This window comes from Ligilactobacillus sp. 110_WCHN (assembly GCF_030518115.1).
In the GTDB taxonomy this organism is placed as follows: Bacteria; Bacillota; Bacilli; order Lactobacillales; family Lactobacillaceae; genus Ligilactobacillus; species Ligilactobacillus aviarius_C.
This window is the reverse complement of record NZ_JAULLI010000006.1, coordinates 20,900-35,962: the sequence shown is the minus strand read 5'-3', so window position 1 is coordinate 35,962 and position 15,063 is coordinate 20,900. Positions and strand designations below refer to the sequence as shown.

The 15,063-nt window shown below is 38.7% G+C and carries 21 protein-coding genes; 1 reads left to right on the top strand and 20 read right to left on the bottom strand.

Translation table 11 applies throughout. From position 1 onward, the window contains the following. Positions 1-88: 88 nt before the first annotated feature. A complete protein-coding gene (locus Q3C15_RS03400) occupies positions 89-808 on the bottom strand; it encodes a glucosamine-6-phosphate deaminase (RefSeq protein WP_057826665.1) in 720 nt (239 codons plus the stop codon). 179 nt (positions 809-987) lie between these two features. Here Q3C15_RS03400 and Q3C15_RS03395 point away from each other — a divergent pair, with 179 nt between their 5' ends. Beyond that, positions 988-1,224, top strand: coding sequence for a hypothetical protein (locus tag Q3C15_RS03395; protein WP_064207981.1), 237 nt, complete (start codon positions 988-990; stop codon positions 1,222-1,224). 154 nt (positions 1,225-1,378) lie between these two features. Here the strand turns inward: Q3C15_RS03395 and Q3C15_RS03390 are convergent, their stop codons facing one another. The 19 genes from Q3C15_RS03390 to rplO form a co-directional block, all read right to left on the bottom strand. Continuing rightward, on the bottom strand, positions 1,379-2,164 hold the full coding sequence (locus Q3C15_RS03390) for a 5-bromo-4-chloroindolyl phosphate hydrolysis family protein (protein WP_283601292.1): 786 nt from the start codon (positions 2,162-2,164) through the stop codon (positions 1,379-1,381). Beyond that, on the bottom strand, positions 2,165-2,761 hold the full coding sequence (locus Q3C15_RS03385) for a hypothetical protein (protein WP_283580413.1): 597 nt from the start codon (positions 2,759-2,761) through the stop codon (positions 2,165-2,167). It abuts the gene before it with no gap. Further along, on the bottom strand, positions 2,761-3,957 hold the full coding sequence (locus Q3C15_RS03380) for a hypothetical protein (protein ID WP_283577283.1): 1,197 nt from the start codon (positions 3,955-3,957) through the stop codon (positions 2,761-2,763). The genes Q3C15_RS03385 and Q3C15_RS03380 overlap by 1 nt, the downstream gene beginning before the upstream one ends. A 4-nt stretch (positions 3,958-3,961) precedes the next feature. Further along, entirely contained in the window at positions 3,962-5,101 is a 1,140-nt protein-coding gene (locus Q3C15_RS03375) for a toxic anion resistance protein (protein ID WP_302704100.1), read from the bottom strand. A 179-nt stretch (positions 5,102-5,280) separates the two neighbouring features. Beyond that, on the bottom strand, positions 5,281-5,673 hold the full coding sequence (gene rpsI, locus Q3C15_RS03370) for a 30S ribosomal protein S9 (RefSeq protein ID WP_057826658.1): 393 nt from the start codon (positions 5,671-5,673) through the stop codon (positions 5,281-5,283). A 16-nt stretch (positions 5,674-5,689) separates the two neighbouring features. After that, a complete protein-coding gene (rplM, locus tag Q3C15_RS03365; RefSeq protein WP_057826657.1) occupies positions 5,690-6,133 on the bottom strand; it encodes a 50S ribosomal protein L13 in 444 nt (147 codons plus the stop codon). 133 nt (positions 6,134-6,266) lie between these two features. After that, the gene (truA, locus tag Q3C15_RS03360; RefSeq protein WP_302704098.1) at positions 6,267-7,019 is read right to left on the bottom strand and encodes a tRNA pseudouridine(38-40) synthase TruA; all 753 of its coding nucleotides are present in this window, start codon (positions 7,017-7,019) and stop codon (positions 6,267-6,269) included. Position 7,020: 1 nt separating this feature from the next. Next, on the bottom strand, positions 7,021-7,815 hold the full coding sequence (locus tag Q3C15_RS03355) for an energy-coupling factor transporter transmembrane protein EcfT (RefSeq protein ID WP_302704096.1): 795 nt from the start codon (positions 7,813-7,815) through the stop codon (positions 7,021-7,023). A gap of 22 nt (positions 7,816-7,837) precedes the next feature. Then, positions 7,838-8,689, bottom strand: a complete 852-nt coding sequence (locus Q3C15_RS03350) for an energy-coupling factor transporter ATPase (protein ID WP_302704094.1) — start codon at positions 8,687-8,689, stop codon at positions 7,838-7,840. After that, positions 8,665-9,495, bottom strand: a complete 831-nt coding sequence (locus Q3C15_RS03345) for an energy-coupling factor transporter ATPase (protein WP_204779349.1) — start codon at positions 9,493-9,495, stop codon at positions 8,665-8,667. The genes Q3C15_RS03350 and Q3C15_RS03345 overlap by 25 nt, the downstream gene beginning before the upstream one ends. 246 nt (positions 9,496-9,741) lie before the next feature. Further along, entirely contained in the window at positions 9,742-10,125 is a 384-nt protein-coding gene (gene rplQ, locus Q3C15_RS03340; RefSeq protein WP_057826652.1) for a 50S ribosomal protein L17, read from the bottom strand. A gap of 26 nt (positions 10,126-10,151) precedes the next feature. After that, on the bottom strand, positions 10,152-11,096 hold the full coding sequence (locus Q3C15_RS03335) for a DNA-directed RNA polymerase subunit alpha (protein WP_057826651.1): 945 nt from the start codon (positions 11,094-11,096) through the stop codon (positions 10,152-10,154). An 85-nt stretch (positions 11,097-11,181) separates the two neighbouring features. Further along, positions 11,182-11,568: a 30S ribosomal protein S11 gene (gene rpsK, locus Q3C15_RS03330; protein WP_057826650.1), complete on the bottom strand. Its 387-nt coding sequence runs from the start codon at positions 11,566-11,568 to the stop codon at positions 11,182-11,184. A gap of 24 nt (positions 11,569-11,592) precedes the next feature. Continuing rightward, a complete protein-coding gene (gene rpsM, locus Q3C15_RS03325; protein ID WP_057826649.1) occupies positions 11,593-11,958 on the bottom strand; it encodes a 30S ribosomal protein S13 in 366 nt (121 codons plus the stop codon). A gap of 22 nt (positions 11,959-11,980) precedes the next feature. Continuing rightward, the gene (gene rpmJ, locus Q3C15_RS03320; protein ID WP_003689393.1) at positions 11,981-12,094 is read right to left on the bottom strand and encodes a 50S ribosomal protein L36; all 114 of its coding nucleotides are present in this window, start codon (positions 12,092-12,094) and stop codon (positions 11,981-11,983) included. A 34-nt stretch (positions 12,095-12,128) separates the two neighbouring features. Then, a complete protein-coding gene (gene infA / locus Q3C15_RS03315) occupies positions 12,129-12,347 on the bottom strand; it encodes a translation initiation factor IF-1 (RefSeq protein ID WP_003692975.1) in 219 nt (72 codons plus the stop codon). 174 nt (positions 12,348-12,521) lie between these two features. Next, the gene (locus Q3C15_RS03310; protein WP_057826648.1) at positions 12,522-13,181 is read right to left on the bottom strand and encodes an adenylate kinase; all 660 of its coding nucleotides are present in this window, start codon (positions 13,179-13,181) and stop codon (positions 12,522-12,524) included. Positions 13,182-13,325: 144 nt separating this feature from the next. Then, positions 13,326-14,624, bottom strand: coding sequence for a preprotein translocase subunit SecY (gene secY / locus Q3C15_RS03305; protein ID WP_302704060.1), 1,299 nt, complete (start codon positions 14,622-14,624; stop codon positions 13,326-13,328). A gap of 3 nt (positions 14,625-14,627) precedes the next feature. Continuing rightward, positions 14,628-15,062: a 50S ribosomal protein L15 gene (gene rplO / locus Q3C15_RS03300; protein WP_064208341.1), complete on the bottom strand. Its 435-nt coding sequence runs from the start codon at positions 15,060-15,062 to the stop codon at positions 14,628-14,630. Position 15,063 lies beyond the last annotated feature (1 nt).

Genomic DNA, 15,063 nt, shown 5'->3' with positions numbered 1-15,063 from the left:
AAATAAAAGTGATATTCATGTTAAATTTCGAACACAAAAAAGAAGAATCCGTGAACCGGATTCTTCTTCAAATTTTCAAAACCTTGTATTAGTTTAATTTACTCCGATCAAGCAAAGCTGCGGCTGCTTCATCAATGATTACCGTCACGTTTGGATGCTTTTGCAAAACGCTAGCCGGGACATCCGTTGTAACTGGTCCCTGGATCATCTTTTGAATTGCTTCAGCCTTCTTGTCACCGTATGCTTCAAGCAAAATATGTTTAGCTGTCATGATCGAACCGATTCCCATTGAATATGCTTCTTTCGGAACATCTTCTTCACGTTCAAAGAACCGTGAGTTGGCATCGATCGTTGATTGGGTCAACTTGATCTTGTGGGTTGTTGAGTCAAATGGCGTGCCAGGTTCATTAAACCCAATGTGGCCATTCCGTCCCAATCCTAAAAGTTGTAAATCAATTGGATTTTCTTCAATAATTTTATCATACCGCGCTGTTTCAGCTGCCGCATCCATGTTCGTCCCGTCCGGAACATATGAGTGTTTGAACTTCTTGTACTTGAAAAGGTGTTCATTCATAAAATAGTGGTAACTTTGATCATTATCTGGAGTTAAGCCAACATATTCATCCAAGTTTACTGAAACGCAATCAGAAAAATCTAAATCACTTGCAACGATATCTTCATAGGTTGTGATCGGTGTACTGCCAGTTGCTAAACCAAATACCTTGGCTCCGTTCTTCATTTCGTTTTCGTATAATTTGAGAGCTTCTTTTCCGCCTTCATTTTGATCCTTAACAATAATAACTTTCATCAAAATAACTCCCTTTCGTTCATCTATTTGGTATAGTCCAATTATAAGATGGACTATACCTTTTTTCAACCCCTTTTCGAATTTATTCTGATTGATATATCAGCTTTGTGATCGTTTTCGCAGTATGGTATGATAAAGACAAAAGAATCCTGATTTATTTAATGAAGGGAGAAATCAACATGAGTGAAGATGTATTTTTTAACCCTGGGCAATCAATTTCAAGCGACTTTGATTATAATAAAGCCTATGTCGCTGCTCAGATTTACCATGAAAAAGTAAAAAAGCCCGTGCTCGTTGTTAAAGAAGAAGACAATAAGCCATTCATCGTTTTCAATGAAGAAGCGGCCATTGAAGAGGAACACCAAGAAGAACAAAACGCTAAACAATATAAAGTTGTTAAACGGATTGACGATTAAAAATCAACCCGGCGGTGATGAAAATCACGGCCGGGTTTTTTGATTATCTTGATTTTTGTTTTAGAAGTTTTTAGAACTTTGATTTCGTTTTAGAACTTTTTAGAACTTTTAGCAAAAAATGAGCTTCCACCCAAGTGAAAGCTCATCATCATTTTTATTCCTTTAACGCATCCCGTTCATCTTCCGTTACCTGAATAAAATCATCGCGGAACTGATGCGAAATCGTTGCCAATTGATCTTTAGCATTTTCAACGAGCTGTTTATCCTCATCCGATTCCACCACGTTGTCATCTAAATCCACAATTGCTTTGACTTTATCCACATAGTCTTTCAAATGTGAATACAAAAAGTCATTCATTTTCAACAACATCCGCGGCGAATCGATCAGTTCGTTAAAAATGGCGTGGATCATCGTCAAATCTTTATCATACGAATCAACTTTATGTTCCATCAAATCTTTAACTGATTGAAGATACTGATAACTTTTATAGTATTTCCGCATTTCACTCTTAAAGAAGGATAGCTCTTCATTTGAAAGTTTGGATTCACGCAGCTTCTCTTCATTAAAGTGCAATTTATCATCAGAAAGACTGTTGACGATTTCGGGGTATTTCTGCAATTGTCGAAGCATTACTCCTCGATGAATTCCTCCAATAATAACTCCAATAATGAATAGCATTACCATCAACATAAAAAATATTAAAAAAAATCCATCACTCATCAGCCGCCGACCAAAAATAATCAACGTACTGATAATTGTCAACCCTGGGCCAATCACCATATATGAATTAAAAATATCAAAAAAGAATAAACTTCCAAGAACTGCCGTCATATAAATCGGAAAAATTTCACCCTTCACCCCAAATACAATCGAAAGGACTAAAAGAATCAACGCAATTCCAATCCTCACAGGATGGAAGTTATCAATTGCCTGCCGCATTTAATTATCCTCCTGTTCGTAATTTGCAAGTGGATCTTGCGTATCCATTGTCACTCCATTTGAACTTTGAACTTGATGGATATCGATTTTAATTCCACTATCACCGTTATCCGGAGCAAATTGTAATTTAAGATCATCATATGGATAAACTACAAAACATTTATCAAATTCGTAAGTTTTACTTATTTTAACGTGATTTAACGAATTACGAACATGATCAAATGGCGGTTGTTCAAGTCTTTTTTTAGAAGCTAAATCAGTAATGCTTTGGGCTTCGCTCCCATTATCATAGACTTTTACGAAATCACTATCAACACTTGTATACTTTGCTTCATCTTGATCCAAATCATCAGTATTAACCTGACATTTTACCAACAAATAACGTGCATTACTGTTTGCTGAAGGTCGCGGATCTTTAAGAATTTGGTACCCTAAAACCTTATATTCAACACTATTGCTATCAAAACCAGTTTTATTAACTGGGCAAAAAGCATAAAGATTGCTGCTATTCAATTGGCTTGAATTGGCAGCATTTACAACTTCACTATTAAAAAATATCATTAATAGTGTAATCAAAAAATAAACAACTTTTTTCATTACTGAAGAACCTCCAATTTCTGAGGATCAAACTTTAAAATATAAGCTGGTTGATTATTAAATTCATCCGGTTTACCTTGTAAATCAAAATCAGTGTAAATTAAGTAACCGGTCTTTTTTTCATTTGAAAGACTAAATACAACATTAAAAGTTAACTTTTTACCTGTGCCTTCAGTCATCGGATTACAATAATCATCCTCATCATCCAATTGATTGACAACTGGTGAGTTCTTTCCTCCTACTGAAAGAATCGTCGCATTTAACGGACTTTGAGCATATTCGTCCCCGTCGGAAAGGATATTCTTATCCGTTGTCATATAGAAATTTCCAACTTCTGAATCTGAACTTTTGGATAAAAGAGTTACATTGAAAATTACAACATTTTTCCCAGACTTCGTTTGTCCACGATATGCTTTATTAACCGTCAAGTTAATTTTTTTAGCGACGTATGCCTGATTATATTTCAAATCTTTCCATTTAAAGTATTGAGAGTTATCGGGTTCTGCGTTAAAATTATCTGACGATGTAGTCGAGTTTGTCTTTTGTCCGATAAATTGACTTACAAACGCATCGATTCCCGGATTAAACCCCAATGTACAAGCCAGTCCACAAAACAGTAATATTCCACCCAATAAAGATTCCCACTTAAAAGAGGAAACTTGCAGATCCTGTTCACTTAATTTAATTTCATTTGATTTCCGTGCTAATTGATTTAACCGAGTAACAAATTCTTGAAACTCATTCTTATCAACCGTCTTAATTCGGAATCGTTCTTTTCCTGAAGAAAGCATCCGTAATTTTCCTTTTGAAGTATAACAAAAGGCATTTTGATATTTAATTGTCAAAATACCTTGGTTGCATGTGATTTCTACCATGGAAAATGGAATATAAATCATCTGTAATTTCCGTCCAGAATTAATCCAAAGTCCTTGATCATTGCTATCAATTGCGAATGCAACTTGTCCGTAATTCTTATATGAATGAATTAAACCAAAAACTACCAAGCATCCAAGGATGATTGCGCTTGCGCTAATACAATGGCCAAACCAATTAAGGGAACCGCCTGCGGACTGATATTGTAATTCAAACGTTACCGATAATATTCCCAAAATAAAAACGAAAACTGCAGTTCCAAGGCACAAATCAGTCTTACTTTCCTTTTTAAAATGAACCGCACTTTGATACTCTCTTTTCATCGACTTATTGCTCCGTCTTTGAATCAGAAGGAATCAAAGCCGTTTTCAGATGGTCTTCCATTTGCGCTAATTCGCCTTCAATTGCTTGCCGCTTTTGGGTTCCTTCACTTTGAATCTGCATTACTTCTTGAATTGTCGAAATCAAGTTTTCTTGAGTTTCTTTCAACGTATCAACATCAACTAATCCACGTTGGGAAGCTTTGGCAACATCAACCGTTGATTCATGCAGCATTTCACTATTCTTCTTCAATAATTCGTTCGTAGTATTTGCAACTGCATCCTGTGCCTTAACCGCATCCTTTTGACTTAACAATGACAATGCAATTGCGACTTGATTTTTCCACAATGGAATTGCCGTTGTGATCGATGACTGGATCTTTTCACTTAAAACTGAGTTATTATTTTGAATCAACCGGATCTGAGGAGCCTGCTGAATCGTAATTTCCCGCGTCAGCATTAAATCTGATAACCGGTGATCTAAGCGGTCAGCTTGAGCCTTCATATCTTGAAGGTTTTGAACATCCATTTGATCTGCCTTACCAGCATCCACATCTGCTTGAAGCGCAGCCATTTCCTTATTCAATTCATCCCGCCGAATTTGACCGCCGACGATCAAAGTATTCAATTGCTGGAAGTATTTTTGGTTAGCAGTGTACATTTCATCCAGCATATCGTTATTTTTCAATAAATCATTTTCCTGATTTTCAAGTTTGGTTGCGATTTTGCCGATTTGCGCACTGACTTCCTGATACTTTGCTGTCATTTCAAAAACGGAATCCTTAATTTTCTTGAATAGCCGGAAAATTTTCGGTTTCTTGTCACCCGAAAGTTTTTCAGGGTCCGCACTGTTTAAACTGGTAACTAAACTTTGAAGGGTATCGCCAATTTCACCGACTTCCTTGCTTTTGACATTGCCAATCACCTCGTCAGTAAATTGCGACATTTGATCTTGAATTTCCTTACCGTAATCGGTAATTGCATTTTGACGTGAATCTTTTAACGCCACAGCATAGTTTTGCGCTTGAACTAACTGTTCCGGCGTTAATTTTGATTTGATCTTTAATAGGTCTTCATCTTTAACCGCTACTTCGGTTGGTAAACTTTGACCATTTGTGACCGTTAATGGTTCGTTTTCATTATTCATCGAAATATCTCCCTCTAGATTCTTCATTAAAAATTCATAAAATTAACTAATAAAGATTATATCTTAACTCAAATCCGGATTTCAATATTAAGTTAAAGCTTATTGATCAAAAATATTAACGGAAAACAAAAAAGCCATGGATAAAATCCATGACCTTTGTTCGATAATATGAAGTAATATTAACGCTTTGAGAATTGTGAAGCCTTACGAGCTTTCTTAAGACCTGGTTTCCGACGTTCCTTCATCCGAGCGTCACGTGTTAATAAACCGCTCTTCTTTAATGCAGGACGGAAGTCTGGGTCAACTTGAAGTAAAGCACGTGCAATTCCGTGACGAGTTGCACCAGCTTGACCTGAGAAGCCACCACCATTAACGTTAACTAAAACATCGTATTGACCTTCTGTTTCAGTAACCTTAAATGGAGCGATCATAACTTCACGTAAGTTTGCAAATGGAATGTATTCTTCTGCTGGTTTACCGTTCATCGTGATTTTTCCTGAACCAGGAACTAAACGAACACGAGCAACGGAATTTTTACGACGGCCTGTGCCTTGATATTGTACTTGAGCCAATTTAAAATTCCTCCTACTAGATTAAGTTTGTGATGTCTAATACTTCTGGTTGTTGTGCTTCATGCTTGTGTTCTGCACCACGGTATACATGCAACTTCTTAAGTTGTTGCTTACCTAAAGTACCCTTTGGAAGCATGCCGCGAACTGATAATTCGATTAATTTTTCTGGATCTTTTTCACGGTAATCACCAGCTGTGCGTGCCTTCAATCCACCTGGATGCAATGTGTGGTGGTAGTATACTTTCTTTTCGGCTTTCTTACCTGTTAATGCTACCTTATCAGCATTGATAACAATCACAAAGTCACCTGTATCAACGTTTGGTGTAAACTGTGGTTTGTTCTTACCACGTAAAACTGAAGCAACGACTGTAGATAAACGTCCCAAAGGAACATCTGTAGCATCTACGACATACCATTTACGTTCTACTTCACCTGGTTTTGCAATATATGTTGTACGCACGGTTAATTCCTCCATCTTTTATGCTTGTTTGACATACAATAGTTTTAACGGGGCTATTGTGGGGCAAACAATACCAAGTACTATATTACGATTAATCCCTATATTAGTCAATATTTCAAAGAAATTTTATCTTCTAATCGTAATAGACCTCTTTCAAATATAATCCTGAAGCCGGGGCCGTTTCCCGCGCTTCATTCCGATCTTTGACTTCATATAACCTTAAGAAGTCGTGAACTGGGCGTTTGCCCCGTCCAATCTCAAGCAACGTGGCAACCATAATCCGGACTTGATTATATAAAAAGCCATTTCCCGCAAATTCAAAGATCAATTCATTTTGAGCTTCGTCCCGCCGAACAGTTGCATCATAAACCGTTCGGACATGACTTTTAACATTGCTGCCCGATGCACAAAAGCTCGTAAAATCATGGGTCCCAATCACATCCGGCAACGCGGCCTTGATCTTTTCAAGGTTGACCGGATATTTGTAATGCCCCGTATAATTTCGTTTAAACGGATCAACAAAATAGCTTTGACTAACCCGATACATATACCGTTTGCCATGGGTCGTGAACCGGGCATGAAAATCGTCCGGCACAATTTCACAATCGACCACCACACAGTCCAACGGCAGCATACTGTTCAACGCCTTCAGCATGCTATCGGCACTCATTTCATGCGGAAAGTCAAAATGAACAACTTGCCCCAGCGCATGAACTCCTGAATCAGTTCGGCCAGAACCGAAAATCGGGATGAATTCGTCCTTTTTGCTCATCTTATTCACAGCTCGTTCAAGAACGGATTGCACTGTTCGTTGATGAGGTTGCGATTGAAACCCAGCAAAATTCGTTCCGTCATATGCAATTGTAATTTTATATCTCTTTGTCATCTTAACCTCTCAGTAACATTAGTCCGCCGGTTAACGCTAAAAACACAACGATTCCGACCGTATCAACCAAATGCCAATGCTGTTGCCGGTACTTCGTTCGGTTCGGCCCGCCTTGATAACCGCGGGCTTCCATTGCCACTGCCAAATCTTCAGCGCGTTTGATTGAATTGACAAATAACGGAATTAAAATCGGAATCAGCATTTTGGCCTGCTTAAATAAGTTTCCTTCACCAAAATTGACTCCCCGCGCACGTTGAGCATTGATAATCTTTTGCATTTCATCCATTAAGGTCGGAACAAACCTTAATGCAATTGAAATCATCAAGGCAATTTCATCGACCGGCACTTTGATTTTCCGTAACGGTGCCATCAAGGATTCAAGGCCATCAGCAATTTCCAACGGAGTCGTCGTAACCGTTAGTAACGTTGACATCAACACGATCAAAACGATTCGGCAAAAAATATAAATTGAATTAATAATTCCAAAACTCGTCAGCTTGAATGGTCCCCATTGCCAATAAACGGTTCCTCCGCTTGTGAAGAAAAGCTGCAACAAAACCGTGATCAAAATTAAGCCGATCAATGGCCGGACACCTTTAATAAAAAAACTCATTTTGATTTTGGAAAGCAACACGCAAGCAAGGGTAAAAATTCCCAATAAAGCGTATGTTTGCCAGTTATTGCATAGAAAAACGATCACAATAAAGTATAAACTGAGAATTAATTTTGCCCGTGAATCCATCCGGTGAATTATCGAACCACCGTCAATATACCTTCCGAGAATAATATTACTCATCTTTCGCTCCTACCTGATCACATTACTTCAACTTTGTTACCAATTGGCGTGCCAATTCATCAACATTTAATGGCAAGCCATCCCACTGCATCCCTTTTTGCATTAACTGCGCTGCAAATTCGGCTGCTCGGGGCAATCCAAGGTGATGCTGATAAAGCCATTGCGGATCACTGAAAAATTCTTGTTTGCTTTGAGCAGCGATCAACTTCCCCCGTTCAAGGGCAATTACCTGATCAGCGTAATCGGCAACGTCATCCATATTATGGGTTACAATGAGAATCGTCATTTGCTCATCTTCATGCAATTGTTTAAAAATCCGCATTGTTTCCCGTTTTCCAACCGGATCTAACCCAATCAACGGTTCATCTAGTACTAAAATTTGCGGCTCCATTGCTAAAATTCCGGCAAGGGCAACCCGGCGCATCTGCCCGCCCGAAAGTTCAAATGGTGAACGTTCAAGCAACTGATCGTCAATTCCAACCAGTTTTGCTTTTGCCCGTGCAAGATCTTCAGCTTCGGATTCACTTTTTCCAAAATTTTTCGGGGCAAACGCAATGTCTTTCAAAACCGTTTCTTCAAATAGCTGGTTTTCAGAAAATTGAAAAAGAATCCCGACCTGGTGACGTAAATCATCAAGTTCTTTATTTTTCGTTTGCGGCGTGATCAATTGACCATTAATATGAATCTCGCCTGCCGTTGGTTTAAGCAGGCCGTTTAAATGCTGAATAAACGTTGATTTCCCGCTTCCAGTATGGCCAACCAGGGCCGTAAAACTTCCATCTTTGATCTTAACTGAAATATCATCAAGGGCCTGCTGTTCAAATGGCGTTCCTGCCTGATAAGTATAACTTACATGTTTGAATTCAATTGCCATAATTTTGCTACCATTTCTTTTTCGTCTAATGTTTCATCATCTGTTAATCCGGCTAATCCATTTTCCTGAAGTTTAAGCTTCAACTTTTCAACAAACGGTAAATCCAATCCTAAATCTATTAACTGGTCACGATTATGGTAAACTTCAACTGGGCACCCTTGCATCCGAATTTTACCTTGGTCAAGAACAATGACCTGATCGGAGAAAACCGTCTCATCAATATCATGCGTAATCGCAATGACCGTAAAATGGAATCGATCTTTAAGATGCCGAATCAATTGAATCAAATCTCGTCGTCCTTCAGGATCAAGCATACTGGTGGCCTCATCTAAAATGATGATTTGCGGACGAATTGCTAAAATTCCGGCAATTGCGACCCGTTGCTTTTGCCCGCCTGAAAGTTTGGAAGGCTCATGCTTCGCAAACTCTGCCATTCCAACCGCTTCAAGGGATTCGTTGACCCGTTTGACCATTTCTTCATGGCTGATTTGACGGTTTTCTAAACCGAAAGCCACATCATCTTCCACGTTTGCGCCCACAAATTGATTATCGGGATTTTGAAAAACAACACCGATTTGAGAGCGAATTTGCCATACATTCTGTTCATTAACCTCAAGTCCATTAACGGTAATTGTTCCTGATTGAGCTTCAATCAACCCGTCAATCAACCGTGCAAGCGTACTTTTCCCGCTTCCATTCCGTCCAACAATTGAGATCCATTGGTCTTTATCAAGCTCAAGGTTCAGCGGTCCGAGTTTGAAGTCATCATATTCATATGTTAGATCTTGAATTTGAATTAACGGCATTTCCCATTGTCCTCCGAAAATAATTACCTGTATTATATCATGAAAAGCAAAAAAGGATTGGACATTCATCCAATCCTTCTAATTCACAATCATTTGAAAACAATATCTAACAAAAAAATCACTTTTTATAACGATTTTCGTACAACCGTACTACTTAGGACTAGACTAGGTTTCCCACCATCGTAACGCCCGTTGTCGTTATAAAAGTGACACAAAATATAATTTATTTTAGTATTAGCAATTAAATTAGTCTACTAATTCAAGAACTGCCATCTTAGCAGCATCGCCACGGCGTTCTTGCATCTTGATGATTCGTGTGTAACCACCATTCCGATCCTTGAACCGTGGAGCGACTTCATCAAACAACTTTTGTAAAGCTGTTTGAACAACGATGTCATCGCCATCTTCCTTAACGTCTGCAACAACATCCATTAAGTAAGCTGCTGCACGGCGGCGTGATGTCAAATCACCTTTTTTACCTAAAGTGATCATCTTTTCAACTTGACGACGAACTTCTTTAGCACGTTGTTCAGTTGTAACGATCTTGCCGTTAACGATTACATCTGTTGTTAAGTTCCGTAACATTGATTTACGGTGTCCGCTTGTACGACCTAATTTCCGGTAAGCCATGAATAGTTTCCCTCCTTTAATTCTAATTAGTCATCATGACGTAATGAAAGACCTAAATCAGCAAGTTTTGACTTAACTTCTTCAAGTGACTTCCGGCCCAAATTCCGAACCTTCATCATGTCAGCTTCAGTCTTGTCAGTTAATTCTTGAACCGTATTGATTCCAGCACGCTTCAAGCAGTTGTATGAACGAACTGATAAGTCTAAGTCTTCAATTGTCATTTCGAGCATCTTTTCTTTATGGGTTTCTTCCTTTTCAACCATGACTTCAGCATTCTTTGCTTCATCAGTCAAGTTAACGAAGATTGACAAATGCTCTGTTAAAATCTTAGCTGATAAACTGATTGCCTCACTTGGAGTAATTGAACCGTTTGTCCAAACATCCAATGTCAATTTATCATAATCATTTTTTTGACCAACACGTGTCTTTTCTACTTGGTAGTTTACACGTTCAATTGGGGTATAAATTGAGTCGATTGCTAAAACACCAATCGGCATATCATCTGCTTTAGCTTTGTTTTCTGTAGCAGAAACATATCCACGACCTTTATTAGCAGTCATTCGAACATGGAATGAAGCTCCTTCAGCAACTGTACAAATGTACAATTCTGGATTCAAAACTTCAACATCAGCACCGCAGTGAATATCGCCTGCTTTAACTTCTTTGGCACCTGTAACATCAATCTCGAGAATTTGAGGTTCTTCAGTGTCCATCTTTAAAGCAACCTTCTTTAAGTTCAAGATAATGGTTGTAACGTCTTCCATGACACCTTCAACAGTTGAAAATTCATGCAAAACACCATCAATTTGAACATCAGTAATCGCTGCACCTGGTAATGATGAAAGTAAAATTCTCCGTAAAGAATTTCCTAACGTAGTACCATAACCACGTTCCAACGGTTCGACAACAAATTTACCGTAGTCATTGTTTTCTTCAATTGTGTGAATCTTTGGTTTTTCGAATTCGATCATGCTATTTGTCTACCCCTTTCAAAACGTAACGTGTAATCTGGCAAAAACAAAATGAAGTTACCCTCAAAATGAATACGAATCCACATTAAACACGACGACGTTTTGGAGGACGGCATCCGTTATGAGGAACTGGTGTAACATCCTTAATTGATGTAACTTCCAAACCAGTTGTTTGAAGAGCACGAATTGCTGCTTCACGACCTGAACCAGGACCCTTAACTGAAACTTCAACAGTCTTCATTCCGTGATCCATTGCACCCTTAGCTGCAGCTTCTGAAGCCATTTGAGCAGCAAATGGGGTTGACTTCCGTGAGCCTTTGAAACCTAATGCACCTGCTGATGACCATGCAACGGCATTTCCGTGAACATCAGTAATCATAACAAGTGTATTGTTGAATGTTGAGTGAATGTGAGCAACACCCGTTTCAATATTCTTCTTTACACGACGCTTACGTGATTTCTTAACAGCCATGAACGTTTTCCCTCCTTCTAATTATTATTTCTTTTTCCCTGCAATTGAAATTGCTGGGCCTTTGCGTGTCCGCGCGTTGTTCTTGGTGTTTTGACCACGAACAGGCAAGTGGCGACGGTGACGCATGCCACGGTAAGAGCCGATTTCTGAAAGACGCTTAATGTTCATTGATACTTCACGGCGAAGGTCACCTTCAACCTTGTAGTTATCAACTTCGGCACGGATCTTATCTTCTTGGTCAGGAGTTAAGTCACGTACACGAACGTCTTCTGAAACACCAGCAGCAGCAAGAATCTTCTTTGCTGTTGTATTACCGATTCCATAAATGTAAGTTAATCCGATTACGATACGCTTGTCACGTGGTAAATCGATACCTGCAATACGAGCCATTACAATTACACCTCCTTAAAAATTAACCTTGACGTTGTTTGTGCTTTGGATTGCTGCAAATAACCATAACGCGACCTTTACGTTTGATAACTTTGCAGTGTTCGCACATTGGTTTAACTGATGGTCTTACTTTCATGAATCATACCTCCTATAAATTACTGAAGTACAATCTATTTAAAGCGATAGGTAATGCGACCCTTAGTCAAATCGTAAGGGGACATTTCAACGGTAACCCGATCCCCAGGTAAAATACGAATATAATGCATCCGAATCTTACCGGAAACGTGAGCTAAAATTTCGTGTCCATTTTCGAGTTCAACTTTGAACATCGCATTTGGCAACGTTTCTTTGATCGTACCTTCAATTTCAATCACATCATCTTTCGCCACGCAAAAGTACCTCCTTAATATGGTTTGAAAACTTTAAACGAAAACAGTTATTTTCGCTGATCCAGTAGCTTTTGCGGCAAACTAGACCTATTGAAAAGATAAACCTGAATTATGATACCACACGCAAATCTAAAATGCAATACGTTATGGCTTATAATCCAGGTTTTCTCGCGATTATTTAATTGAGTCTAAAACTTTCTTGATGTCAGCGAACACATCATCAATTGCTTGGTTTCCATTTACTTCATGTAAAATTCCCTTTTCACGGTAGAAATCTAACAATGGAGTGTTCATCTTGATGTTAACGTCTAACCGGTTCTTAACGGTTTCTGGCTTATCATCGTCCCGTTGAAAGAATTCGTGGCCGCCGCAACGATCACAAGTGCCTTCAACCTTCGTTGGGTTAAATAATTTGTTATAAGTTGCACCGCAGTTCTTGCAAATGTAACGGGCTGTTAACCGTTCCATTAATGAATCTGGATCAACTTTGATGTTGATTACGCAGTTAAGTGGTTTGCCTAATTCAGCGCCAAACTTGTCTAATGCTTCTGCCTGAGCCATGTTCCGTGGGAAACCGTCTAACATGTAACCATCATTCACATCGTCTTCACTTAAACGATCCTTGACGATTCCATTTGTAACTTCATCTGGAACCAATTCACCCTTATCGATGTATTTCTTAGCTTCAAGGCCCATTTCAGTTCCGTTTTGCATTGCAGCCCGGAAAATATCACCCGTTGAAATGTGTGGAATGTGATATTCATCAATAATTTTTTCTGCTTGAGTACCCTTTCCTGCGCCAGGAAGACCCATTAACATTAAATTCAATGCCATTTAAATTTCTCCTTTAAATAAATTCACTAACGTATTATAACCCAATTTTTTTAAAGATAAAAGTTTATCAAAAACAAAAAGAACCCGTAATTTCTTACGAGTCCTTTTAATAACTAACTTAACTACTCACGAATAATAACTTAACTACTCACGAATAAATCCAACATATTCGCGTTTCATCATCATACCTTCAATTTGCCGCATTGTTTCAAGGGTTACCCCTACAACAATCAGCAAACTAGTACCACCTAAACCGATTGATTCATTCAATCCCCAAACGCTTGATGCGACTAAAGGAATCAATGAAACGAATCCTAAGAAAAGTGAACCAACAGTACTTAATCTCATCAATAAACGAGATACATACTTTTCAGTTTCTTTTCCGGGCCATACAGATGGAATGTAACTTCCTTGCTTTTGCAAGTTTTCTGATAACTTTTCAGGGTTAACTTGAACGAAAGCATAGAAGAATGTAAACAGAATAATTAAGACTGTGTACAAAATCATTCCTGGCACTGTCTGCATATTGAAAATATTCGACAATGTTTGATACCATCCATCACCTGAATGAGTTCTTGTGAAGGCCATCAAGATCGTTTGAATCGTTGCAATAAATGAACTGGCAAAGATAACAGGAATAACTCCAGCAACGTTAACTTTTAATGGTAAGTATGAGTTTTCTGAAGAACCTGCAACCCGTCTTGTATATTGAATCGGAATCTTGTAGTTAGCTTGTTGAACATATGTAACAAATGTCACGATCACAAGGATAACTAACAAAAGAACGACACAATACAATACTGAATGCCAGAGTTGCGATTTACTTACATGAGCAAACTCTTCTTGATAAATTTGCTTGATTCCAACTGGGACCCGCGCAAGGATTCCGGCCATAATAATGATTGAAATCCCATTGCCGATTCCCCGATCAGTAATCATATCACCTAACCAAGTAGCAAACATTGTACCAGCTGTTAAAATCACACCAATACATACGTAAGTTTGAATACTTGGGTTTTGAACTAAGTGAAGACTACTCAAAGCGTTGAAACCAGCTGTAATCCCGATTGATTGTACAAACGCAAGCACAATTGTTAAATAACGGGTAACCTGATTCAATTTACGCCGTCCAACTTCACCTTGCTTACTCCACTCTACAAATTTCGGAACAATATCCATTTGCAAAAGTTGAACAACAATTTGGGCGGTAATGTATGGTGAAACCCCCATCGCTAAAATTGAATAGTTGGTCAGACCGCCACCACTGAAAGTATTTAACATACTAATTAACCCTGAAGATGCAACACTCGCTAATGCTTTTGCGTTGATCCCAGGGACAGTAATGTATGTGCCTAAGCGAAATACAATCAAGACACCCAACGTGAATAAGATTTTCTTTCGAATTTCTTTATCAGCAAGGGCGTTCTTCATTGTCTTAAGCATCTATTACATCACCTCGGCTTGACCGCCTGCTGCTTCGATGGCACTCTTAGCTGATGCTGAGAACTTGTTAGCCTTAACAGTTAACTTCTTCTTTAATTCACCATTGCCTAAGATCTTGATACCATCTTTTTCGTTCTTAACGATACCTGATTCAACCAACAATGTTGGTGTAACTTCTGTACCGTCTTCAAATTTGTTTAATTTTTCAATGTTTACAACTGCATATTCAACGCGGTTGATGTTTTTAAAACCACGTTTTGGCATCCGCCGGAATAATGGCATTTGGCCACCTTCAAATCCTAAACGAACTTTACCACGTGCTTTTTGACCTTTTTGACCACGACCTGCAGTCTTTCCGTTACCTGAAGAAGTTCCACGGCCAACCCGATTTCTTACTTGACGTGAACCTTCTGCTGGTTTTAATTCATTTAACTTCATT

Bases quoted from the DNA above. Each gene is read 5' to 3' on its own strand.
- Q3C15_RS03345 (WP_204779349.1), bottom strand. From the start codon at position 9,495: ATGCCGTTAATTCAAATTCAAGATCTAACATATGAATATGATGACTTC.
- rpsK (WP_057826650.1), bottom strand. From the start codon at position 11,568: ATGGCTGTTAAGAAATCACGTAAGCGTCGTGTAAAGAAGAATATTGAA.
- rpmJ (WP_003689393.1), bottom strand. From the start codon at position 12,094: ATGAAAGTAAGACCATCAGTTAAACCAATGTGCGAACACTGCAAAGTT.
- rplO (WP_064208341.1), bottom strand. From the start codon at position 15,062: ATGAAGTTAAATGAATTAAAACCAGCAGAAGGTTCACGTCAAGTAAGA.
- Q3C15_RS03390 (WP_283601292.1), bottom strand. From the start codon at position 2,164: ATGCGGCAGGCAATTGATAACTTCCATCCTGTGAGGATTGGAATTGCG.
- Q3C15_RS03375 (WP_302704100.1), bottom strand. From the start codon at position 5,101: ATGAATAATGAAAACGAACCATTAACGGTCACAAATGGTCAAAGTTTA.
- secY (WP_302704060.1), bottom strand. From the start codon at position 14,624: ATGCTTAAGACAATGAAGAACGCCCTTGCTGATAAAGAAATTCGAAAG.
- Q3C15_RS03395 (WP_064207981.1), top strand. From the start codon at position 988: ATGAGTGAAGATGTATTTTTTAACCCTGGGCAATCAATTTCAAGCGAC.
- Q3C15_RS03385 (WP_283580413.1), bottom strand. From the start codon at position 2,761: ATGAAAAAAGTTGTTTATTTTTTGATTACACTATTAATGATATTTTTT.
- Q3C15_RS03380 (WP_283577283.1), bottom strand. From the start codon at position 3,957: ATGAAAAGAGAGTATCAAAGTGCGGTTCATTTTAAAAAGGAAAGTAAG.
- truA (WP_302704098.1), bottom strand. From the start codon at position 7,019: ATGACAAAGAGATATAAAATTACAATTGCATATGACGGAACGAATTTT.
- Q3C15_RS03355 (WP_302704096.1), bottom strand. From the start codon at position 7,815: ATGAGTAATATTATTCTCGGAAGGTATATTGACGGTGGTTCGATAATT.
- Q3C15_RS03310 (WP_057826648.1), bottom strand. From the start codon at position 13,181: ATGGCATTGAATTTAATGTTAATGGGTCTTCCTGGCGCAGGAAAGGGT.
- Q3C15_RS03350 (WP_302704094.1), bottom strand. From the start codon at position 8,689: ATGGCAATTGAATTCAAACATGTAAGTTATACTTATCAGGCAGGAACG.
- Q3C15_RS03400 (WP_057826665.1), bottom strand. From the start codon at position 808: ATGAAAGTTATTATTGTTAAGGATCAAAATGAAGGCGGAAAAGAAGCT.
- Q3C15_RS03335 (WP_057826651.1), bottom strand. From the start codon at position 11,096: ATGATCGAATTCGAAAAACCAAAGATTCACACAATTGAAGAAAACAAT.
- rplQ (WP_057826652.1), bottom strand. From the start codon at position 10,125: ATGGCTTACCGGAAATTAGGTCGTACAAGCGGACACCGTAAATCAATG.
- rpsM (WP_057826649.1), bottom strand. From the start codon at position 11,958: ATGGCTCGTATTGCAGGTATCGATTTACCACGTGACAAGCGTATCGTA.